Origin of the sequence: Aneurinibacillus sp. REN35, assembly GCF_041379945.2 — a bacterium.
Taxonomy (GTDB): domain Bacteria; phylum Bacillota; class Bacilli; order Aneurinibacillales; family Aneurinibacillaceae; genus Aneurinibacillus.
This window is the reverse complement of record NZ_JBFTXJ020000055.1, coordinates 1-238: the sequence shown is the minus strand read 5'-3', so window position 1 is coordinate 238 and position 238 is coordinate 1. Positions and strand designations below refer to the sequence as shown.

The following is a 238-nucleotide window of genomic DNA, read 5'->3' as shown; positions in this document are numbered from 1 at the left end:
AGCGGGTCATGCGCGAAGGCGCGCCGAGCGGAACGGAGATCCGGCTGCCCGAAGCGCTGCAGAGGGAAATTCGGGACAGAGGCTCGTGGGTGCAGGTGCTCGATCCCGACGGGACGGAGCTGGCTTCGTTCGACAAGCCCGCGGGCGTCATCGGGCGGTATACGGTGGTGGAGCTGGCGATGCGATCGGTGTACCCGGACCGTTACGGCTGGACCGTCTCGTCCCGGTACGACGAGGC

General features: G+C 68.1%; 1 protein-coding gene. It reads left to right on the top strand.

All coding sequences use genetic code 11. The features are described from left to right. Window positions 1–238, top strand: a 238-nt coding sequence (locus AB3351_RS23635) for a hypothetical protein (RefSeq protein ID WP_371149556.1), incomplete at both ends; no start/stop codon positions are given.